At 41.5% G+C, this 22,513-nt stretch carries 21 protein-coding genes; all 21 read right to left on the bottom strand.

What is annotated here, in order from left to right; genetic code table 11:
* Positions 1-56: 56 nt before the first annotated feature.
* Positions 57-749, bottom strand: a complete 693-nt coding sequence (locus tag O3640_RS05575) for a 5'-methylthioadenosine/adenosylhomocysteine nucleosidase (protein ID WP_082307516.1) — start codon at positions 747-749, stop codon at positions 57-59.
* Between the two features lie 51 nt (positions 750-800).
* Positions 801-1,109, bottom strand: a complete 309-nt coding sequence (macP, locus tag O3640_RS05570) for a cell wall synthase accessory phosphoprotein MacP (protein WP_020992595.1) — start codon at positions 1,107-1,109, stop codon at positions 801-803.
* An 11-nt stretch (positions 1,110-1,120) separates the two neighbouring features.
* Positions 1,121-1,672: an NUDIX hydrolase gene (locus tag O3640_RS05565; protein ID WP_061583010.1), complete on the bottom strand. Its 552-nt coding sequence runs from the start codon at positions 1,670-1,672 to the stop codon at positions 1,121-1,123.
* A gap of 8 nt (positions 1,673-1,680) precedes the next feature.
* On the bottom strand, positions 1,681-3,060 hold the full coding sequence (gene glmU, locus O3640_RS05560) for a bifunctional UDP-N-acetylglucosamine diphosphorylase/glucosamine-1-phosphate N-acetyltransferase GlmU (RefSeq protein WP_061599364.1): 1,380 nt from the start codon (positions 3,058-3,060) through the stop codon (positions 1,681-1,683).
* Between the two features lie 86 nt (positions 3,061-3,146).
* Entirely contained in the window at positions 3,147-3,596 is a 450-nt protein-coding gene (locus O3640_RS05555; protein WP_227955648.1) for an ASCH domain-containing protein, read from the bottom strand.
* 68 nt (positions 3,597-3,664) lie between these two features.
* A complete protein-coding gene (locus O3640_RS05550; protein ID WP_061603794.1) occupies positions 3,665-3,994 on the bottom strand; it encodes a hypothetical protein in 330 nt (109 codons plus the stop codon).
* Positions 3,991-4,749, bottom strand: coding sequence for a GNAT family N-acetyltransferase (locus tag O3640_RS05545; protein ID WP_061603795.1), 759 nt, complete (start codon positions 4,747-4,749; stop codon positions 3,991-3,993). The genes O3640_RS05550 and O3640_RS05545 overlap by 4 nt, the downstream gene beginning before the upstream one ends.
* A 4-nt stretch (positions 4,750-4,753) precedes the next feature.
* Positions 4,754-5,452, bottom strand: a complete 699-nt coding sequence (locus tag O3640_RS05540) for a 3-oxoacyl-ACP reductase (protein WP_061603796.1) — start codon at positions 5,450-5,452, stop codon at positions 4,754-4,756.
* Positions 5,445-5,681 (bottom strand): DUF2829 domain-containing protein, encoded by a 237-nt coding sequence (locus O3640_RS05535; RefSeq protein WP_002899859.1) that lies wholly within the window; start codon positions 5,679-5,681, stop codon positions 5,445-5,447. The genes O3640_RS05540 and O3640_RS05535 overlap by 8 nt, the downstream gene beginning before the upstream one ends.
* A 134-nt stretch (positions 5,682-5,815) precedes the next feature.
* Complete coding sequence (locus tag O3640_RS05530; RefSeq protein ID WP_061603797.1) at positions 5,816-6,772, bottom strand: hypothetical protein; 957 nt, start codon at positions 6,770-6,772, stop codon at positions 5,816-5,818.
* 121 nt (positions 6,773-6,893) lie between these two features.
* The gene (locus O3640_RS05525) at positions 6,894-7,349 is read right to left on the bottom strand and encodes a GNAT family N-acetyltransferase (protein ID WP_371586789.1); all 456 of its coding nucleotides are present in this window, start codon (positions 7,347-7,349) and stop codon (positions 6,894-6,896) included.
* An 18-nt stretch (positions 7,350-7,367) separates the two neighbouring features.
* Complete coding sequence (locus O3640_RS05520) at positions 7,368-7,793, bottom strand: GNAT family N-acetyltransferase (protein ID WP_061601315.1); 426 nt, start codon at positions 7,791-7,793, stop codon at positions 7,368-7,370.
* Between the two features lie 199 nt (positions 7,794-7,992).
* Positions 7,993-9,390, bottom strand: coding sequence for an amino acid permease (locus O3640_RS05515; protein WP_371586788.1), 1,398 nt, complete (start codon positions 9,388-9,390; stop codon positions 7,993-7,995).
* 66 nt (positions 9,391-9,456) lie between these two features.
* Positions 9,457-10,281: a hypothetical protein gene (locus O3640_RS05510; protein ID WP_048774618.1), complete on the bottom strand. Its 825-nt coding sequence runs from the start codon at positions 10,279-10,281 to the stop codon at positions 9,457-9,459.
* Positions 10,278-10,601: a PadR family transcriptional regulator gene (locus O3640_RS05505; RefSeq protein WP_048774617.1), complete on the bottom strand. Its 324-nt coding sequence runs from the start codon at positions 10,599-10,601 to the stop codon at positions 10,278-10,280. The genes O3640_RS05510 and O3640_RS05505 overlap by 4 nt, the downstream gene beginning before the upstream one ends.
* 158 nt (positions 10,602-10,759) lie before the next feature.
* On the bottom strand, positions 10,760-12,748 hold the full coding sequence (locus tag O3640_RS05500; protein ID WP_048774616.1) for an ABC transporter permease: 1,989 nt from the start codon (positions 12,746-12,748) through the stop codon (positions 10,760-10,762).
* Positions 12,741-13,508 carry an ABC transporter ATP-binding protein gene (locus tag O3640_RS05495; protein ID WP_020992593.1) on the bottom strand — a complete coding sequence of 256 codons (768 nt, stop codon included), beginning with the start codon at positions 13,506-13,508 and terminating at the stop codon, positions 12,741-12,743. Before O3640_RS05495 ends, O3640_RS05500 begins: the two co-directional genes overlap by 8 nt.
* Before the next feature lie 10 nt (positions 13,509-13,518).
* Complete coding sequence (locus O3640_RS05490) at positions 13,519-13,647, bottom strand: hypothetical protein (RefSeq protein ID WP_260470079.1); 129 nt, start codon at positions 13,645-13,647, stop codon at positions 13,519-13,521.
* 176 nt (positions 13,648-13,823) lie between these two features.
* The gene (locus O3640_RS05485; protein ID WP_008809422.1) at positions 13,824-13,955 is read right to left on the bottom strand and encodes a hypothetical protein; all 132 of its coding nucleotides are present in this window, start codon (positions 13,953-13,955) and stop codon (positions 13,824-13,826) included.
* A 288-nt stretch (positions 13,956-14,243) separates the two neighbouring features.
* The gene (bgaA, locus tag O3640_RS05480; protein ID WP_268709756.1) at positions 14,244-21,296 is read right to left on the bottom strand and encodes an LPXTG-anchored adhesin/beta-galactosidase BgaA; all 7,053 of its coding nucleotides are present in this window, start codon (positions 21,294-21,296) and stop codon (positions 14,244-14,246) included.
* Positions 21,297-21,570: 274 nt separating this feature from the next.
* The coding region (locus O3640_RS05475) for a SpaA isopeptide-forming pilin-related protein (RefSeq protein WP_371586787.1) at positions 21,571-22,513 on the bottom strand (943 nt) is incomplete at its 5' end.

Below are 22,513 nucleotides of genomic sequence, written 5' to 3'. Positions count from 1 at the left end.
CATCAAAAGGGATTTTTTGGCAAGAATAGAAAAAGACCGACTAGGTCGATCTTACTCTAGATTAACTCTTTTAAAAACTGAATCAGGGTTTCTGCCGAGCGTTTACCAGCTTCAAGAATAAATTCATCAAAAGTGACATTTGCATCATGACTAGCCGTGTCGCTCATTGCCCGTATGACCATAAAAGGCAGGCCAATCGAATGTGTGGCTTGAGCAATAGCTGCACCTTCCATCTCGACAGCCAAGACATCTGGAAAATGTTCCTTGATACGATCAATCTTTTCTTGACCAGCAACAAAGCTATCACCTGTCGCAATCAAACCTACCCTTGCCTTTTGATGGGTCTTGTCTAAAATTTTCTTCATTTCAGAGACCAGATAGCGACTAGCCTCAAAATAGAGTGGCTGGCGAGCCATCTGACCATAGTCATAGCCGAAGGCTGTCACGTCCACATCATGGTAGACCAGACGATCTGCGACCACCACATCACCGATAGCCAGACCTTCAGCCACCGCTCCAGCTGAGCCTGTATTAATGACAGCAGTAACCTTGAAATCATTGACCAGAACAGCCACACTCATTGCAGACATGACCTTTCCAATTCCGCTCTCAACCAAGACTACTTCATGACGGCCGATAGAACCCGTATGATAGACATGTCCCAATCGAAGATGCTTTTCTGGATTTTCTAAATGCTCCAGCAATACTTTTAACTCTTCGGGCATAGCCGCGATAATTCCAATTTTCATTATTTCCAACCTTTTCTAAAAAAGCGAAAGCCTTAGGCTTATCGCTTATTTTTATAGCCAAATAATGGCTGCAATCAAAACCACCAACAGGAGAATAATCCACAACAAAATTTTATTGAGTTTAGCTTGAAAGACCCCTCGCTTCTGATTTTCAATGCGTCGGCTTTTCACAACTTCCCGATCAACTTCAATTTGCATGGTGTCCTGATTAAACTCTCCTTGCGGTGTAGCATAACCAAATCTTCCTTGATCAGTTCTAATTATCTTAGTTTCCTCATCATCCACGAGAGGAGGATCCGATATGACTTCACCACGGTTAGCCCGCTCGATGATTTCATCAGTTAATAAAGGTCTTCCCATAGGTTTTCCCCCTATCTTTGATTTTCCTGCATTTCCCAATATTGAAGAGCCATGATGGTCTTGGCATCGCAGATGTCACCGTTTTGCAGCAACTGATGTGCCTCCTCCAGACTGACTTCAAAAAGTTGCAAGGTTTCATCTTCGTCCTGAGGACGAGGATTTTCTACTTTTGTCAATTGGCTAGCTTTATATAGCTTAATCTTTTCATTGCAAAAACCAATAGCAGAATAAAAATCATAAACTAGCTCTAGCTGACCCGTGTAACCAGTTTCTTCTTCTAATTCTCGCAGGGCAGCTGCATGCGGATCAGCATTTTCTCCCACTTCTAGCTTACCAGCTGGAATTTCATAAGAAGTTGCCTCAATGGCCTTGCGATACTGCTTAACGAGAATCAACTTGTTTTCTGGAGTAAGGGCAATCACAGCCACTGCTCCGTTATGAAAAATCAAATCCCGTTGGGCTTGGCCTTTCCCTTCTGGTAGCTCTACCTGGTCCTGAACCACTTTAAAAATCGGTCCCTGATAAATCTCCGTCCGTTGGACAGTTTTTTCTTCAAATTCCATGACTAAACCTACTTATTTTGAGGGTGATGAGGAAGACGCTTAGCATAATCTTCCTTATTGATCTGACGGCCACGTCCCAGAGCAATGGCATCTGCTGGCACATCCTTCGTGATAGTAGAACCCGCACCAACCAATGAGTTGTCACCCAGCTCAACTGGGGCGATAATGGTCGAGTTGGAACCAACAAAGACATTATCACCGATGATAGTCTTGTATTTCTTCTGACCATCATAATTAACCGTAATCGTACCTGCACCAAAGTTTACATTAGCACCAACTTCAGAGTTTCCAATGTAGGTCAAATGACCAGCCTTGGTATTTTCTCCAATTGACGATCCTTTAACTTCTACAAAGTTGCCAACATGGACATCCTTGGCCAGACTAGAACCTGGACGAATGTGAGCGTAAGGCCCGACCGTCACTCCATCTGCCACACTTGACTCCTCAATCATAGAGCTGGTAATAACGGTCCGTTCTCCAATAACAGAGTCCACGATATAGGTACCATTAGTCAGAATAGTCTCTGCCCCAATTTTGGTTTGACCTTTCAGGGTCACATTTGCTTCAACTTGAACCTCTGGCGCGATTTCCACATCCACATCGATATAGGTCGCATCTGGATTGACAAAGCTGACACCGTTGACCATATGCTGCTGGTTAATCCGACGGCGCATAACACTCTCAGCTGTAGCAAGGGCCACGCGGTCATTAACCCCTAGACTTTCATCAAAGTCTTTGAGCGTATAAGCACCGACTTTTTCACCATTTTCACGGAAAATACCAATCACATCTGTGATATAGTATTCGCCCTGAGCATTATTAGTATTGATATTTTTGAGGGCTTCAAAGAGTCGAGCATTGTCAAAGACGTAAGTCCCAGTATTGATTTCCTTGATCTGCTGCTCAAAGTCAGAAGCGTCCTTCTGCTCAACAATTTTCAAGACTTCTCCGTGCTGGTTGCGAACGATACGGCCGTAGCCAAAAGGATTGTCTGCTTCTGCTGTCAAAATGGTCGCAACATTCTTGTGGTTGATATGGAAGTCAATCAGGTTTTTCAAGCTTTCTCCTGTAATCAGGGGAGTGTCGCCAGCAATGACTAGCGTCTGACCCGTCAGATTTTCCAAAACAGGCTCTGCCATCATAACGGCATGTCCCGTTCCCAGTTGCTCAGTCTGACGAACAAACTCAGTCTGACCTGCCAAGACTTGCTCCACCAGCTCGGCCTTGTGACCGATAACTGTCACGGTCTTTTCTGGATTAATGGCATTGACACTGCGGAAAACGTGCTCTAGCATAGAAATTCCTGCCACCTTGTGCAGTACCTTTGGTAAATCCGACTTCATGCGAGTACCTTTACCCGCAGCCAAAATAATCGCGTAATTTGTCATAAAACAACTCTTTTCTGTAAGATAGTACCATTATTATACCACTAAAAGAAAATTTTTAAAAATACTATGCGAATTCAAAATAAACACTACTCTTCATTCAAGGGATAGACCTTGCGAAATTCTTCTAAGACGACACCTGTTTCTTGAGAAAACTCTAAGCCAGCTTCCGCCAGGCACTCTGTGAAGAATGCCTCATGGACTTGTTGCCAGTAGGCCAAGGATTTGTCTCCTTCTCCTTCCTTAAAGGCATGATCAGCTGAAACCTCATTAAAAGGCAGCACAGAGACTTTGGTGATTTCAACGATACAGACTGCCCTATCCTGACTGTCTAAAATGACATCAAAGCTTCCTGCCTGTGGCAAGGGCTCATTTTCAAGCTTATAGAGCTCATAAGCCGATGCAGTCGCTGTCTTCTCACCACGTAGCACTAAGTCGGCAAGCTCATCTGCCATTGCACCGAAGGACCAGGCGTCAATCACATCTCCAATCTCTGGATTGATTTTCTTGTATGCCTGCCACATTGCTTTTGGGGTCATCTTTTTTCCTGACTTTCTAAAATGAAAATTATTGTTTATAAAAAATCCTCCTATAAAACTGCATTTTATCAAAAATCCATAAAGTCATCATGCTCATAATAGTAAAGTAGAGCCTTTAAACACTCTTGATCAGTCGCTTCTGCTTTCTGCTCCATGACTGATAAGAGAACATCTACAAGATCTTCACCATAATAAACCAGCTCCAGCTCTTGCTCCCTTACTTGTCTAGGATAAACATCCTTATTGTCCACTACTTGAGGATAATCAGCAAGCAAGTAGCTGTCCTGAAAATTCAGTTCTCCATTTTCCTTAGCATATAAACAGAAATCATCATCTAGCTCTTCTGATTTTACAGCCTCCATGATATCTTTTAAGAAATAGGTTTGGTTTTTCTTCATTGGTCAAAAGTCCCTTTCCATTCATAAGCCGGATAAGCGCCTAGACACTGATAGCCCAAGCTTTCTGCGACCTTCTTGGAAGCTTCATTATGCGCATCCCAGAGAGGAAAGAGTGAACGGTTTTGGGCTTCTAAAATCATCTGGGCGCCCAAGATTTTGGCCAAGCACTGCCTTTGGTAGCCTGGCTTGGTAGCAATTTCAATCTCAAGAGCTCCATGATAGACCAATCCTGTCGATACAGCAGCGATGATTTCCTCTCCTGAATATACTAAAAAACCAAAGCCACACGACGCTTGAAAATGGTCAAAATCGGAAAAGTCCCCCTGCAAATCCTGAGACCAGACTTCCCCAGCAAAACACTCATAACTTTCCTTATCAATCGGACAAAGGTAGTAGTTTGCAGGTAGCCTGCGCAGCCATTTCTCCAAGGCCTCTGTGTCAAAGTCTGCCCTGTCCGCAAAAGCATAGCGAGTAAACTTACCCAGCTCACTCTGATCATCCAGAAACTCCTGCCAGCTGGGCTCCTCGGAGATAATGACCTTGTCAGCTAAACTATATTTTTTGCTATATTCACGCCACAAATCCGGATCCACCTGACCAGCCGGAAAGATGAAATTTCCTAGTTGGTAAAGGCAGGATGTCTCAGGCGCGTTCATAAAGAACTGTCCTAGACCAGCAGATAAGCCATAGTGAACCATGTTTTTGGTCCAGGATTGGAAAAGATTCTTAACTTTTTCATTGTTCGCATTCTTCATTCACTTACTTCAAACTCCAGCCGCCGTCAATTTTGATAATCTCGCCTTGCATAGCAGCTGCCTTGCCACTGGCTAGAAAGAGGCTGACGTCAGCTACTTCCTGAGGAACCAGCCAGCGCTTAATCGGCGTTTCCTCAGCAACCCAGTCTGCCAGTCCGCCTGGCTCAAAATCTGTGGCAGTCATGGCTGTCTTGACTGCGCCTGGCGCTAAGCCAAACACTTGGATATTTTTATCCGCATAGTCTAAGGCTATCTGCTTGGTCAGGCCAGCCAGAGCATGCTTAGAGGTCGTATAGGCAGCACCGCCTCCGCCAGCCAAAAAGCTAGCAATTGAACACATATTAATGACGACACCAGACTTTTTCTCCAGCATTTTCTGCAGGTAAAAGCGAGTGATTTTCATGGTAGCGGTCAGATTAAGCGCAAGAATCTGCTCCCAGTCCTCGTCACTTGTCTCGTGCAGAGGACGATAACCGTCCAAGATTCCTGCTGTATTGCAGAGAATATCCACCTCGGGTAAGCTGGTGAAGAGCGGCTTCAAATCCCCTGTCAAATCCATCTTGATAAAACGTAGTTCATTGAGAAAACCTGGGTTTTCATCCTTGTCCACCCCATAAACACGGTAGCCATTTTCCAAAAAGGTCAGAGCCTGAGCTCGGCCAATGCCAGAGCTAGCTCCCGTAACTAGTACCGTCTTAGTCATCTACTTCCACCCAATCTGTCGCCAGCACATCACAAGGAGTCGGACTCCACATGGAGAAGCCCTCCCCTTCGCCTGAAACATTGATAAGGAAATAAGGTGTCACCTCGAGAGCCACCCCATTCTGCTCAATCGTATCAAAGAGCTGGACGTAGTTTTCCGCCCCGCCCCAGCCTGTACGCACATATTTTTTCTTGGCCTTAAGGCCTGGTAAAATTTCTTCAAATGTCATGGTTTCCTCCTTTTATCTATTGATATTTACTTATAATTTATTACTGGGCATTAGTAGTGAGTTTAGCCGATGATGGCTCTTGTGTAGTTTAGTTCTCTGCTTAGGATATGGAATGTTGCTCAAGATTATACTCATTACTCTGACACCAACTTGCCATTATAATATTTTTGAATATCTTCGTAACTCGTGATTTTTGTATCCTGCCCTTCAGTACTCCACTTACCCGGCAAGTATAAACCATCATAAACAGATACTCCAGTTTTCAGGAATTCTGTCTCAAGATTGATGAGCTCCTTACTGTTTATAATAATCCCATTCTCCGAATTAATTACTTTATAAGCAAAACCATTCTTTTTAGAAAAAAGCGTGAAAGCTGACGAGTTTGAACGTTTTAAATTGATGCCCCCTTTATAATCTTCTGATTTCCAAAATCCATTATCAAAAGGTTCCACACCTGCTCTAAGAGCTTCTTTTGTGTACAACATGACATCAATTTTATTTCTCTGATTCAACTCTTGCTCAGTTTTCTCTGCGTCTATTTTTAGAGTTCTAAGATTTAGTAAAAAGTATCGATATTTTTTCTGTTCGGTTATCGAGAGAACAACATAATCATTGTTACCTATTCTTCTAAGAGTTGGTAGCGTACCATGTAACTCTATTTGATCATTTTTCAAATAATTTACCATTAATTTCCAAACATCTATTTCTTTTTTAGGGGCTTTTTTATTAGTTAAATCAAAGATGTCGAGATAGGCAAATTCATCTGACTTCATTTCTTTACTAGCAGTCGCTCGTCTTAATTTTTGGCGCTCTCTAACAAGAAAATTTGGATTTACTCTAATCCAATCAGAGGAATTAATAGCTTTCGCCACCTTGTTATTTTCAAAATCCCACTCAACAATAATACCGTTTTTATTATTAATAAATTCAACATTTTGAATATCTGCATTAGCATTATAAATTGTATATTGATATGATTCCTTTTTGTTACTTGACTTCTCATTTTTCTCTTGTGAAGAACAAGCTGAAATAAACAATATAAATATTAAACAAATGATAATTTTACATATGTCTTTTAGAATTTTTGTCATCTAGTGTACCCCTCCTGCTTAACAAATCATTTTCCTCACATTCAATCACCGTGGTTTCCATCGATTACTATAATCAGAAAGTTCAATTTTATCTTATCCTGCCTCTGCAATTAATCTAAAATTAAATGCCCTTCTTCATCTCCACAAAGAGATGGATATCACCATTGCTTTCTTGCGGAATGCGCCTCACCACTTCAAAGCCCATGTTGAGATAAAGCTGCTGGGCTCGGTGATTGAAGTCAGCCACTGATAGACTTATGACTTGGGGCTCAAAATTTTCTATGATAAAGTCCAGAATTTCCTGCAAAAATGTAGCGCCCTGACCTTTTCCACAATGCTCCGGCTTCATGCCCAAACCAAGCTCCAAATTTCGCTCTCCTTTCTGCTCCAAGCAGAAAAATCCATAAAGTTCTCCTTCTCTAAGGACTTGATAATAACGGTCTCCACGCGCTTCTGGGGAGACTATTTCTTCATAATCTTCCAAATCATTTTTCATATCATAAAAATCATAGGGCGCCTCGTAATGCCAGTCATTAGCAATTTCTAAAGCATGCTGCTGAGATAGTGGTTCAATCATTATCTACTCCTCTTTTCTCTAAAACTCCCAATAAAATCGTTTCTGGTCTGCTTTTTCGCTACAGCCAAGGCTACGATAAAAATCATGGGCTGATGTGCGGGAAATGCCTGAATTAATCCGAATTCCTGTGTAACCTGCCGCTTTTGCCTCGTCACGCAATGCTTGCATTAGCGCTCTGCCATGTCCCTGCCCTTGAAAATCCTGAGCGACGGCCAAAGCCAAGAGATTGAGCAAGGACGGGAAATAAAGACAGTCGTAGCTAGCCGCATGAGCGTAACCTATGACCTGTCCATCTTCTTCAGCTACCAAAATCAAATGCTGGTCATTCTCTAGCAGCCTCTTCAGTTGAGCCTCCGTCGCTTTCCTATCAAAGTCATAGCCCAGGCACTCAGCATTAAGTCGCTGAATGGCTGCGGCATCACTTAGTTTTACTTTACGAATCATTTGTCACCTCGTTTTACATTTTATTATATCAGAAAAGAAGCCTTTCCTGCTGCTTTCAGTCGACCATTCACTTTCCTTTCGGCCTTCTTTAGTTAAAAGGTTCTTTTTGGAAAGCTTATGCTTTTTCATATCAATCTGATTTTTTTCTTAAAAAAGACAGAGCTACAAACAGCTCTGTCTAATATTTCTGCGATAAAATTTAATGATCTGCATAAATTTCAGAATGCTTGTAGCCATATCCAAAATAAATAAGACTCCCCACCAGTAAAGCAATACCGAAAGCTTGCCAGGTTTCCCTAGTATACTGGGTCATAAAGGACAGGCAGATGATAATAGATAAAAATGGCAAGACCGGAACCAAAGGAGTTTTGAACTCACCTGGTTGGGGCATACCTTTATCTTTTCGTAATTTCAAAATAGCAAGAGCCAATAAAATTAGATAGGCCAAGGTACAGATATTGAGGAAAGATGCGATACTAGCCAAGGGGAAAATACCCGCACAAACAGCTGACGCAAGCCCCACCAAAATCGTTGCATTCTTTGGTACCCGACTTGTCTCGGTCAACTGTCTAAATGATCGAGGTAAGAGACCATCACGCGCAATACTGTAGATCATTCGAGACAGGGCAAAGGTCATGGAAATGCAAACGGTAATCAAGGTCAGAATCGCCACAACTGAAACGTAATTTGCCGCCCAGCCAAGTCCAATACTGCGAAGAGCAAAGGCTACCGCATCTGAAACATTAAGCTTAGTATAGTGAACAATCCCTGTCAGGACCAAGGTCACCAAAATATAAAGAACGGTCACAATAGTCAAAGACAGGACAATCCCACGCGGAACATTCTTTTGAGGTTCCTTGATTTCGTCGACCGCCATAGAAATGGACTCAAAGCCTAGAAAGGCAAAGAACATGAGCGAAGCCCCAGCCATAATACCGACCTTCCCGCCATAAATCTCACCAAAACCAAAAGGAGCAAAGTTAGACCAATTTTCTGGCTTGATAAAGAAAAGACCTGCAATAACGAAAAGTGCTAAAGCTGAAAATTTCAGGACTACCAAGGCTGAGTTAAAGCGCAGAGCTGCTTTAGAATTTAATAAGACAACTGCAGTGACAAAAAGTAAAACCAAGATAGGCAAGAGATCTACATAAGTCCCCTCTTTAGGATTAAAGGTGCCATTTAAGGCCGTAGGGAGCTGGATGCCAAAGCCACTCAATAGCCCCTTTAAATAGGATCCCCAGCCAGAAGCAACACCTGAGATAGCAGTCATAAACTCCATGATGGTCAGCCAACCAGCCAACCAAGCCGGAAACTCACCAAAGACAGCATAGATATAGCTATAAGCCCCACCATTAGCCGGAATGCGAGAAGCAAATTCAGCGTAAAAAAGAGCTGAAATGCTCACACATAGCGCTGAAATAATAATTGAAATAATCAAGGACGGACCAGCATAATTGGCTGCTCCAATCCCTGTAATGGTGAAAATCCCTGTTCCCACCATGGCTCCAATTCCTAATAAAATCAAATCGTGAATCTTTAGATGTCTTTTCATCCCAGTCCTTGACTTGCTGACATCTTTTTTACGAAATATATCCATCATCATCTCCTCAAAAATATAGACGGTTCATTATATCACAAGTTCTGGCATTTAGAAACTGCAAAATTATTTCCGATCTTGCTTCCAGCTATAAAAATAGAAAATAAGAAGCGATAGACAAATTAGCCCGATCGGCAGGGCCACTGTCCATAAAGGATCTGTAATCTGCATTCTGTCTGACCAACGTTTAAGTAATCCAACTAGAAAAAGAGCAACAATCGGAATAAGCATCATTCGAAATAGAGCTTCTTTTTTGCTTAGAAAGATGGAAATGAGACTAACTAGGCTACCTAAAAGAATGACATCCCAGGGCCAAGAGATGACAAAACCACTTACTCCCACCAAACTAGTTTCTGCTCCATATCTAAGCAAGACAGCTAGTATGATTGTTAAAGCACTAGCCAGCCATAATTGCCACTTTTTCCAATCTTCATAAATAGTCTTAGCCACTAAATAAAAAATCACATTTACAACTACCAGCCCTAAAACTGTATCACTAAGGTAAACTAGCGGAGCGATTTGCAAATAAGATTTACTGGCAAAACTACTGAGGAGACGGAAGAAGACCAAAATGGCCCCCACCATCAAACTGATTTCGAATACTTGTCGCTTACTGATCTTAGGACTATCTCTAACTAGTTCATCTGCTATTGCTTGAGGATTTTCACCGAAAAATTCTTGAGCAGTGATTCCATCCTTCTCAGCATCCGAAAAATCCAGTACCATCTGATATAACTGTTCACGAATAGCCTCTTCGTCATGAAACAAAGAGGACGAAGCCATATAAACAATTAAATCATCAAAGTAGGCTTGATTTTCAGATTTTAAGCTCTGGACTGAGTCATTTGTTTTTTGAATGAGTTCCTGAATATTGTTTTTTTCCTGTTTCATTTATTTTTTCCTCCTCTGACATTTGCGACATTAGTCAACAGCCCTTCCCACTGTTGCCAGAAAATTTGCAGATAGAGTCGTCCTTCCTTGGTCAGCGAAAAGTACTTCCTATCTGGTCCTTCTGGTGATGCTTTGAGCCTACTCCTAATATAGTTTTTTTTCTCTAATTTCTGAAGTAAGGGATAGACTGTCCCGGCTACGATATTAAATCCTTTTTCATTTAATATTTGAATCAATTCATAACCATAGATTTCTCTTTGCGAAATGATTTCCAAGACACAGCCCTCCAAGATTCCTTTTAACAGTTGCGTTTGCTCCATCCTCTCTCCTTTCATCTAATTTCACATTCCTCTGTGAGAATTGACATCCACTAATATGCAATACATACTAGCTTTCTTACACATAGTATAACACTTTCCTGCTACTTTGTAAAGCATAATAGCTGTATAAAAATAGAAGTTGGGAAATTCCCAACTTCTTACATTGAAATGATTTTGCGATAGCTACGTGATGTAATCGCAAAGACAATAATATAGCTGATAAAGAAGATTGCACAGACTCCCAAGGTTACTGCTAACATTAAGCTTGCATTGAGTACTCCAAGAGCTGATAAGATGAGGCTTAGCATATGGTAAGCAAAGGCTAGATGGATAAAGGCAAAGGCCAACGGTAGGAAGAAAACTATCAAGATCTGTCTACGAATGGTTTGCTTGATTTGTTTTTCATCCAAACCCACCTTTTGCAGGATCACAAAGCGATCCCGATCTTCATAACCTTCAGATATCTGCTTGTAATAGATGATGAGTACAGTTCCAAGCATAAAGACGACAGATAAGAAGATTCCGATAAAGAACATACCTCCCAGCATTCCCTTGATTTCTTGCTTATCAGAAGTCGATATTGATCCATAGACCGCATGATTTTCAGGCAGGGTTGTATTATAGGCACTGAGCTTTTCTTGATAGGCGTCTCTCAATTTACTTTGCTGGTCTTTTGGCAGATCCAGATTCAGACCTCCGTAATAGTTGCTATTGACAGCATATTTTTCCATCATGCTAGCGAAGGTCTTACTTGGATCTTTCACCACCATATAGATCTTCCCAGGAACAATCATATTCATCTGATCTGGTAAATGACCAAAAATAAAGTCTTCTTTTAACACTTTCTTGATTTTCAAAGTTTGGTCAGCGATTGTCAGCGTTTCTTGATTTTTCAGTTTCAAACCTTGTTGGAATACTGCTACTTCATTTTCTTCAAGATTAAGCGATTTTCCAGTCATATCCTGATAATCTGCTTCAGAGATAGCCAAGATATAGATATTAGGTGCTACTGCCTTTTGAGCACTTGGGTATAAGTCCAGCTGATTGCCATTTAGACTTTTGACTCCCATAGTATAGTACTGATAGACAGCTTTTTTAGTCACTGGTAAGTTCTGCTCTTGAGAAAACTCCGTCAAGACTTGATCTATTTGCTGACCATTCACACCCTTTCCTTGTAGACTGATATCATGAGGGAACATGGCATTTTGCATATATTCTCCACCAGCATAGATATTAGCACCGCCAGACAAGGTTACCAGAACCATGGTTGACAAGATTGTAATTGTTGCCAGACCAACAGCATTTTTTTTCATTCGGAAGATCAAGTTGGACACCGAAATCATATTATTGGGCTGATAATAATAGTTTTTTCTCTTTTGTAAGAAATGTAAAAATTTCGTGATTCCAGCATTGAAGAGAAGATACGTTCCTAAAATGACAAAGAGAACTGCAACAAAGAACACTAGGATTGCTGCTATTGGACTGGTTACTCCTGATGCTAAGTAATAACCATAAATAAGAGATGCTAAACCTAAAATGGTTTGCAGTCCTAGGAAACGACTTTTCTTTTCACCACTATTTTTTTCCTTGACAAGCTGGAGTGCATCTAATTTTCTCAAATACAAGCCATTTTTAATCATCAAGAAGAAAAATACAAAGCCGTAGAAGAAAGTGACTAAGAACAGTACAAGAGGCTGAAAAGTTGAAGCCAAAACCACCTTCAGATCCATGATTTTCAGCAGTAAAGCGTAAATCAACTGGTCAAATAAGAGACCTATCCCCAAACCAATTAGGAGTGTCACCAGCCCAAAGACTATCAACTCTATGACCACCATGATAAAGAGATGAAACCTATTCAGCCCCAACATACTATAGAGCCCTAATTCTTTGGACCGGTTCTTGATGACAAAACTATTGGCATAAAAAACAATAATAGATGTGGTAATACTAACAATAATTAATCCTAGAGCCAAGACCATGGAAACGGCACTCGCTCCAACCATTTCTGCCAGATGAGGATTGAAGGTCAGAGAGAAAAAGATGTAGGAAATAGCTACTGCCAGACAGGTCGCGAGGGCAAAGGGATAATAGAGCTTACGATTTTTCACCAAATTGGAAAGCGCAAGCTTACCGGTTAATCTAATCATGAGCACCCACCTCACTTGCCATGACAGTCAAAGTATCTGAAATCTCCTGGAACATCTGACGTTCTGTCTTGTCACCTCGGAAAATCTGATTGTAAAGGATGCCATCCTTGATAAAGAGCACCCGCTTGGCCCGGCTGGCAGCTGATGTCGAGTGGGTCACCATCAGAATAGTCTGACCCCGATCGTTAATATCGTCAAAAACATCTAATAGTGCAGCCGATGACTTGGAATCCAGTGCTCCTGTTGGCTCATCTGCCAGCAAAATCTCTGGCTCAGTGATGATAGCACGCGCCACTGCAACCCGCTGCTTCTGACCACCGGAAATCTCGTATGGATACTTTTCTTGTAGCTGATTAATTCCTAATTCAGTACAAGTGCTGACCAATTTTTGCATCATCTCTGTGATGGGACGTCGAGAAAGCACTAAAGGCAAGAGGATATTGTCCTTAACTGACAAGGTATCCAGCAGGTTAAAGTCCTGAAAGACAAAGCCTAGCTTTTCTCTGCGGAAGCTGGATGCTTGGCTGTTTTTGATAGTCGCTGTATCTGTTCCATTCAGAAAGACTTGGCCTTCTGTTGGCTTATCTAGCATGGCCAAGATATTGAGGAGTGTTGACTTACCTGAGCCGGACTCTCCCATGATGGCCACATAGTCGCCCTCATCCACTGTGAAGTGGATATCCTTCAGTGCTTCTACTTGATTGCCCTGAAAACGGGTCTTGTAAATCTTTTTTACGTGTTGTACATCTAATAAACTCATAACTTCTCCTTTAAAATCCTAAGTACATTTCTTGAGCCGCCTGATTGGCTTGGCATCCGAATTTCGTCCATTCAATTTCTTTTTGACTTGGCCGAATGGAATATTTATCTTTCTTATGACTTATTTTAAATAATTTCATTCTAAACACTTCTTTCTTTTGATAATCTTATTCTACCGAATTTGCACTCGGCTTTCCATAACCTAACCTTACAATCTTACTTCTAATCTTACATTTTTGTCATCTTTGATTTTTAATCGTATAAAGAGAAAGTTTTGATAAACTTTCTCTTTATAGAAGCTGGAACTTAATATTCCTTAATGACTATACTGCAACCAGAAGTAATATTGACTAGAGGCACAGCCTAAGCGAGTCTTCTCGATTTCTTCTTTAGAAATCTTTTGTGCTTTTAGAGGACGTTTGTCTTGGTTAAAAAGTTTCGTTTTCATAGTGGGCCTCCTTTATAACATTTGCTTTTATCAAGAGAAACTTTCTTTCCCTTTCCTTTACACTTATAAGGATACAGCTTTTTTAAACTCGCTTCCATAACTTAACCTTTCATTTGGGCTTTTAAAGCTTACAATTTTGTCATCTTTCAACACAAGGAGTCAATGTGAACCTTATCTTGCTAGACTCAGCTTACTAGAAGTGCTGTAGTTACATAAAAAAGATCAGGGATAATTCCCTGATCTCTTCGTCTAGTTCAACGGATTGTCCTCTTACCTAATCATTAAATCTCAGTCTTCTTTTCTACGTTTCCTTGCAGCAAGACCAGCGCCTAAGCCCAAGAGAGCTAAGCCCGTGGTTATCGTAGCTTGATCTGACTGACTTCCTGTATTCGGTAAGTAACCTTTTTCGGTTGATTTGACTTTTTCTGCTTGAAGCTGCACTGCTTCAGATTTAGCTTTTTTATGCTCTTCTTTCACAGCTTTGGTGCCTTGAACTTTTTCTTCTAGACTCTGATCTTTGCCTTGCCCAGAAGTTTGTGAATAAGCTTTATAAGTATCTTGTGACTTTGTTTTCTCTTCTGAAAGGGCTGTTCCCACTTCTAGAATCTGATCTTGTGCTTCTAATTTATTGTAGCTTTCTTTAAGAGTGCGCTTGCCATTTTCAAGTTCGACTAAGTTCACACGAATACCTTTACGGCCTTCTTGGATGATACGCGTTTGACCAGCTGGAAGCATATGATTCTTTCGCTCTTGCACTTGGAAATCAACCTCTTCTTCCTCTATCAGAAGCTCTGGTCTATAGAGAACCAAATCTTTGATATCATCTTCTGGAAGAGCTGTTCCTTTCTTAGTGCCGACAAGCAGGACACGATTGATAGGATCTTGAACTACTTCTCGTAGTTTTTCTGCTCGCTGACCATCTGGAGCAACTTCAGTAAAGATTCTTTCCTTACCATTTTGCCCCTCTTCTTCTACACGGGTTTCCCCAAGGTAGAGATTGGCATCTTCTTTTTCAATTGTCTGATAAGGAAGTTCTTTTTCTTCGACTTCTAGACGTGGAAGTTCTTCTTGAACTGCGGCTACTACCTTACCAGCAGTAGCTTTTTCTTCCGTCAATTGAATACGGTATTCCTTAACCTGCTTACCACTCTCAGACAGAAGTCGAACCAAGACTGGCAAACGATTATCTCCACTATCTACAACAGTTGAAGCCACTTGGTCATTTTCTTCTACTGTCACTTTAGGACGTTGACCACTGTAGGACACTTGATATTCCAAGCGTTCTGCAGAGAAGTCTGGAAGTTCTTTGCCATTAAGTAAGATTTTTGATTTTGTACTTTCTTTAGGCAATTCACTTGGTGCCAAGAAAGTCATCTCAATCAAGGCAACTCCATTCTTATCTGCTTTTCTATCCATTCTCCATCTCATAGCCTTGGATTTCACAGCATTAAAGGTTGCTGTCAATTCTGTACCAGCCTGGATATCTTGATTCATATTATAAGGAACGGACTCCCAGTTATCAGGATTGTTAAACAAGTGGTTTGATTCATAAGCTCGATAGTTTGAATAATAGGTTGGAACATCAAAGTCTGGGCCAACATAACGCTCTAAGACTAGTTTAGACGGAGCATCTGTACCGCTATCAGCAAAGAAGTGCAGTTTGGCTTGATTGACTGTTCGTTCGATAATTTTACCGTTTTCTTTGAAGATAACACCTACCGAAACATCTGGATTCGCTGATGGTGTCGCTGACCAATTTGTCCAACGGCGGCTCTCATTGAGGTCCCCGTCGTTGATATAATCCACTCGATCATGAGAATCTGGATCAGCATCATTTGTCTCAGATGCAAAAGCCTGATTGCTATTTTCATCATAGTAAGGATTGTCTGATACAGATTCGCCTAACTTATCAGTCACTCGGACTCTTAGCTCGACAGGTAAGTCGCTTCCAACCAGACGACCATGAACAGTAAACTGCCCAGCTTTTGATAAGCTTTCAGCTGGAACAGGTTCCCATTCGACAGCCAAATCTTTCACTTCATAGTCTTTTTCCCCTGTAAAGTAAACAGGGACCTTGCTTGGTAGCTCTAGATTTTGACCTAGTTGGAGCAGGCGAGCTTGTTTTACTGTCGCTATTGGTTTACGTGCCAATAGATCTTTATCATTTGTAAAGTGGATGCGATACTCACCTAGAATATCTCCATTTTCAGCCTTGACGATAACGCGAACAGGATCTCCCTCGCGGACACTTGGTACGACAGTTGCCAGACCATTATTGCTGACACTTGCGGTTACTGCATCCGCCTTTCCATCCTTAGCTTCTAAATAGTAGTCTGTTAAGTCTGGATGAAAGTTTGGCAAATCTTGGCCAGCCACCTGTATCCTAGTTTGTGCTTGCTTAGCTGGAGCAACTTGTTTCGAGAAGATTTGAACTTCTGTGATAGAGGTTCCAAGTTTGTCATCTGCTCTTACCATACGAATACGAACAGCATAGGTATCTACCTTATCAAAGTTAAAGTGATTCATTTCACCTGCTTTTAGCTGATCTGGAGCTTTCAGATTAGTCACAGGTTTCCAATTGCTATCATCATTAAAGACATGTTCTTCGCTCTCTACAAAGCTAGGATTTTTTGGAGCTGTTGGCGTAGCTTGCCCAACATAATATTCAATCACATAAGACTTAGGTGCCCCTACCCCGTGATCTTCATGGAAGGCAACATTTAGATTGTCTACTGACCGTTTAGTCAAGATACCAGAATCTCCAAAGAGAACCCCTACCGAATCTTCTTCACGACGGTTCCAGTTAGTCCAGCGGTTGGCTGGCTGATCCGTATAAGAAATCACTTTATCATTAATATTAGATACTAAATCGCTAGGGTTAGAATCTGAAGCAAAAGCAAGTGGCAATTCTGAACCTGTCCATTGATCAGAGATGTTAGCACCATTTTCTGTTTGAGCTGATACTCGTACATGAAGCTTGGTTGGTAAAGAACTTCCTTCCACCTGTCCTGACACAGTAAAGACGCCTTCTTTTTGATATTGACTAGGTGCAATAGGCTCCCAAGTAACTTTTGCTGACGAAACCTGACCATTTGAGTGGTAAGTTCGTACACTCTCTGGCAAGTGTGGAACTTCTGCAATCGGTGTCGTAACACTGACTTCTTCTACTGCAATGATCCCTTCAACAGAGACTTTAGCAATGGCTTTTTGATCAATACCTTCGACCTTTCCTACTACTTCAAAAGTATGGTAGCGATCAAGATCCTCCTTAGCCACTGCTTGCCAAGAAACTTTATGAACTTTAGGGAATCCTTTGTCGTACTCAACAGTAACAGTGGTTGGAAGATTTGGTTCTTGATGCAAATCAGTTACCACACTAACAGGACGAACGGATTGAACCGTTTTATTTTCTGTATTAGCCTGAATCGTCAAGTTTACTTGGCCTTCTGCTCCCTCGTATTCAGCTTTAAGTGTGACAATTCCAGGCTTGTGTAATTCAAGCATTCCTTTACGAACAGCAACCTCTCCCTCGCCTAATGTAGAGAAGGCAACCTTATCAGCCTGTAAGACAGCCTGAGTACCGTCTTGATAATGGGCCAAAACAGTTAATGGAACAGTCTGATCCTCTTTTAAATGATTCGCTTGCTCAACTTGTAAGCTCAAACGTTCAATTTTAGGAGCTTCTTCTAAGAACTGAACGGCATAGGTCTGTAGGGCACCGCCATCCTTAGGTTGAACATAAATGCTGGCCCGCAACCCATTTGCAACACTAGCTTGAACAACTGTGACATCTGCATTTTCAGCTGTCGCAGCTACTAAAGGAAGTTGAGATCCGTAGGCTAGACTATGGTAATGAACTGGTTTCTGACTGGTTAGACCTGTTACAGAATCACCGTCAAGAGTTACAGCTGGATTCACAGGTGCTTCTGCTTCACTATCTGTCACCAGTAAGGTTGCTGAGACCTTTGTACCTGCAAGTTGCCCAGTCATTTGAATGCGGGAACCTGGAACAGAAAGTTTTTCCTTATCTTCTGGTGCAATTTCCCATTTATCCACATCATAATGTTCTAGACTACCATCAGTTAAGGCAAGAGCAACTGACTTATCTACAGTACTCAAATCTGTCCCTGGTGCTACTCGTTTGATAACTGGCAATTCTCTTTCAACGGCTAATACTTCAACACGCGCTTCTACCTGACGGCCTTCTGACTCTCCTTTGACAGTTACAATGCCTGAATGACTAACATCTGCTTGTGACCAAGTCACAGGCCGTTCAGTCCGACTTCCGTCACTGTAAACAAAAGGAACCGTCGCTGGCAAGCTTGGAGCTTGTCCCAAAACTGTACGAACTTTTGGCACTTCCGTTCCTAACACTGTCTTTTCTTTCTGATCATCCTTTCCAGTGAAAATAGTCACCTGGTCCGATTTTAATAAATCAGAATGAGCCGTTAAGGTGAATTTCCCTGCCTGGTCTGTTGATTTGACAATGGCAACCCCTTTCCCGTTAAAGGCTTTGCGAACCCAAGAGCCGTCCGCTTGTTCCTTGTAACGTTCACGGCTAGCCTGCTCGCCATTATCTACTCCGACAAGCTGACCTTGCCCATGCAACTGGAAGCGAACGAGGTTATTAGCAGTTGGCACGACATTGCCATCACGATCTACGATTTCATAGTAGATATAGGTCAAGTCTTTTCCATCTGCTGCAATAGCGTGCTCTTCCTTAACCAAGCGCACACCTGCAGGTTGGCCTGCTGTTACAATCTTGTCTCGGGCAATTTCTTTACCTTGATCATCACGAGCTACTGCTTCCAGAGTCCCTGGCTGATATGCCACTTTCCACTCAAGGTAAAGTTCTTGAGGATTGGCCCCTTCTTGGTAACTACGGCCATCACTTGTCTCTTTTTTATTAAATTTCTTGAGTCCCAAAGATTGGTTGTTCAAGAATAATTCAACACTAGCAGCATTGGAGTATGCACGAACTGGTATTTTATTTTCAGCATCTGCAACATTGTCTGCTAATTCCTGATCTTCCCAATTCCAGTGAGGAAGCAGGTGAACCATTGGTTTCTTCTTAGCAGAAACCCACTGACTTTGGTAAAGGTAATAGTCGTTTTTAGGAATACCGGCTGTATCCACTATTCCAAAGTAAGAGCTCTTTACAGGAGTACTGTTTTGGTTGTGCCAAGGAGTTGGTTCACCGATATAGTCTGTTCCTGTCCAGATAAATTGTCCTGCGTAACCAGCATTATCTCGATCAAAAGTCCAAGAAGCTGTTGCCGTTTTACCCCAGCCAACTCGGTCATTTCCATAGTCCGATTGTTCATAGTTTCGCCAAGACTGATTGCTTCCAACCCATTCTTGCTCTGGATGGAAATAGCTACCACGTGTACGAGTCGCAGAAGACGTTTCAGAACCATAAATCAACCAATTTGGATGTTTAGCACGCAATGTTTTGTAATTTTCTTCTGAATAGTTAAAACCAACTGCATCTAGCTCATCAGCAATTTTTTCGTGACCACCACTACCATCACCGAAGCGGAATTTGTCTGCCCCCATCGTCACATAGCGGGTTTTATCAACTGACTTGATAACCTTGACCAGACGTTTAACAGTCGCTAAAGAATGAGCATCTCCATTAGCCTCACCGATTTCATTTCCGATAGACCACATGACGATAGCTGGGTTATTTTTACCTCTTTCTACCATTGTCCGCAAGTCATAATCAGACCATTTTTCGCCCTTTTTGGCCTCTGGGTGAGTGGCGTCTTTTTCAAAGAAACGACCGTAATCGTAAGGCTTCTTACCTCCATACCAAGTATCAAAAGCCTCTTCTTGGACTAGCAATCCCAACTCTGCCGCAATCTGCAAAGTCTGTTCACTAGCAGGATTATGGGTCGTACGAATCGAATTGACCCCCATTTCCTTCATTTGCTTGAGACGACGGTACTCAGCCTTATAGTTTTCTTCTGCTCCTAGGGCTCCGTGATCATGGTGCAAGGAAACCCCGTGAAATTTGATTCTCTGACCATTCAAAGAAAAACCTTCATTAGGAGTCCAGTTATAATAGCGATAACCAAACAAGTCTTTCTTAGCGTCAACAAGCTGACCATCACGATAAATCCGTGTCACTAGCTCATATAAGGCAGGCTTATCATTCAACACCGTCCACAGTTCTGGCCTTTCAACTTGTAGACTTGTCTGAATTGTACTAGTCTCATGAGCTTTCAGTTTTTGACTGGCAGTACGAACCACTTCTGTTACCGCTTCACCGCCTCGTCTCACAATTTGATATTCAGCTGTGATTTCATGATCTTTATCATCAGTATTAGCAATCTTACTGCTGACAAGAGTGTCTACCTTTCCATCTTTTTGATTTTCCAACTGAGGAGTCAAGATGGTTGTTCCATTCTTTTGGACATGAACCTTATCCCTAATAAGAAGAGAAACATCACGGTAGATTCCGCTTCCTGAATACCAACGACTACTTGGTTGCTTGTTAATTACATGTACAGCAATGATATTTTCCCGGCCATCTTTGTGAAGATAGTTTGTAATATCGTATGAAAATTGATTATAGCCATTTGGATAATGACCGACCAGCTGGCCATTCACATAGACTTGCGAATCCATATAGACCCCATCAAAGGTCAGGCGAACATTTTTATCTAAATCTTTTTCATCTAATTTAAGGGGCTTGCGATACCAAGCATCTCCACCATTAAGCTGCCCACCTTCATTTTGTGCAGGAGAGTCATGATCAAAGTCAAAGTGGATACTCCAGTCATGAGGTAAGTCTAATTTTTTCCATGAAGTCACATCAGCTTCTTCTTTTACTGCTTCCTTAGCATTAGCGTTTAATTTAAAGTGCCAGTTCTGATTAAAATTGACCTTTCTATCCTCAATCATTTGACTCACTTCCTCCTCAGTAGCAGATTTCACCTTATCCTTTTCTGATCCTTCTTGGGCAGAGGACTCGCTTATTTCTTTCACTTCATTTTTTACTGATTCAGAAAACTCTTTTTCTACCTTAGGACTAGGTGAATTCTCTTCTGTTTTCTCTGGAAAAGTTTCCTGTGTTGAAAGAGCTGGACTAGCATCTGCAGTCTCAGATGATTCACTAGTGGCAACTGCCTTATCAGAGTGCTCTTCCTCAATCTTTCCTTCTTCTTTGACGCTTTCAGCACTAGCGTTAACGGCCACTTCTTCCGCATAAACAGGGTTTCCTGCAGAAAGACTAGCTCCAAACAAAACTGCACAAGTTCCAATAAGTACTGAGCATGCACCAACAGTAAATTTTCGGATGCTATAGACTCTTTTACGATTCCAATATCCTTTTTCCATAAGGCCCTCCACCAAGTAATCGCTTCCATTTTTATAGAAGCAAGCTATTCCTATAGTTTTCTTCACCTTATTTTATAAAACAAGTTGCATAATCTCAATACGAATGAAGCCGTTTTCATATTTATGAGTGATTTTTCTAAAATTAGGAGAATCATAGAATTTTCTTCAGTTATCAGCAATTTTTATCTGTTCAGTTCTGTCACTTATTTCTGATAAAAAAAGTAAAAGACATAAAAAAACAAGCGTCAATTTTCATTGACACTTGTTTCTTGTTTTAGTTTTTAAAACGAGTCCCGTAGTAAACTCCCCATCCAACAATCATAGTTAAACCAAGGGCAAGAAGTGTAAAGCTAAGCTCTGTACCTGTTAATGGTAAAGTATTCTTAGTCTTATCTTTTTCTTGTGGTTTTTCTGAATCTTTTGGATTTGTCTTACCAGGATCTTTAGGATTTTTCTTATCCGGATCCTTTGGTTTTCCATTGCCTGGATCTTTAGGATCTTTATTACCTGGCTTATCAGGTTTATTTGGTTTGTTTGGTTTGTTTGGTTTATTTGGTTTATTTGGGACACTTGGAATTGTTGGAATACTTTGGTCTGTTACTACTAACTTCCCATCCTTGTACTCTACTGTGTTTCCATTAGCGTTCAAAATTGTTATCGTTCCGTCGAAGTTCACTTGGAAAGTGATGTCTTTAACAGCTAGGTAACCAGCTGGGGCTGTCGCTTCATGGAAAGTATATACTCCAGGAGCTAATTCTAAATCATGTGATTTGTTTACTTCTGAAGTCCATTCTGCTACAGGATTACCAGTTGCCTCGTTGCCTCGGAAAATTTGAATTTGTGCACTACCAATTTCGGTACCGTATTGGTTGATCTTACTGAAAGTTACCTTACGTGGAAGATCGTCGTCTTTATCGGTTACAGTTACTTTGGAACCATCGGTTACGACCTTGTTGTCTTCACCTTTAGAGTCTTTTTCGCCAACATTGGTCACTTCCACTGTGCCGTCATGTTTGACTTGGAAAGTGATGTCAGTTACTTTGAGGTAACCGGTTGGAGCTGCTTCCTCATGGAAGGTGTAAGTGCCTGGTGCCAAGTTGAGGTCTTTAGACTTACCAGCTTCTGAAGTCCAGTTTTCTACTGCATCTCCTTCAGCTTTCTCGCCCTTGTAGATCTTAATTTGAGCACCTGCGATTTCTTCTCCACCAAGGCTAACC

Origin of the sequence: Streptococcus sp. 27098_8_75 (genome assembly GCF_041432475.1) — a bacterium.
Classification (GTDB): domain Bacteria; phylum Bacillota; class Bacilli; order Lactobacillales; family Streptococcaceae; genus Streptococcus; species Streptococcus gordonii.
This window is presented reverse-complemented; position numbering and strand designations above follow the sequence as displayed.